This window comes from Bradyrhizobium sp. NBAIM08 (assembly GCF_020193935.1).
GTDB classification, from domain to species: Bacteria; Pseudomonadota; Alphaproteobacteria; order Rhizobiales; family Xanthobacteraceae; genus Bradyrhizobium; species Bradyrhizobium yuanmingense.
In genome coordinates this window covers 1-414 of record NZ_JADYVR010000787.1, presented here as the reverse complement: position 1 = coordinate 414, position 414 = coordinate 1, and the positions used below count along the sequence as shown (strand labels likewise).

Below are 414 nucleotides of genomic sequence, written 5' to 3'. Positions count from 1 at the left end.
CGACAACGCCCCGCGCGCGTCCGCGGCACGGGCGTAGAACGTGTACGTGCCCGCCGACCACCCGTTGGTCGCGACCTGCGCGACGCCGTTCGCGCCGACGTTGCTCACGATCAGCGTGTCCGGCGACACCGTCCCGCTCGCCTGCAGGCCGGCGATGCCGTTGCTTTCTCGAAAGAAGCTGACCGAGCCGATCCCATCGGCATCGTTCATCGACGCCAGCGTCAGCGTCACCGGGGCACCGATCGCCGTGGTGGCCGATGCGGTGAGCGTGCCGACGCTCGGCAGCGCATTGCCGAGCGTGTACAGGTCGGACGCGTCGACGTTCACGAGCGGGTAGCCCATGTCGATCAGCGAAGCGGCCGACATTCTGCTGAGCGGGTTGAAGCCGCCCGACAGATAGCCGGTCATCAGTTC

The 414-nt window shown here is 68.1% G+C and carries 1 pseudogene; it reads right to left on the bottom strand.

Annotated features, from left to right (window positions below):
- Positions 1-414, bottom strand: a pseudogene (locus I6F37_RS42060) (hypothetical protein); the annotation flags it as partial.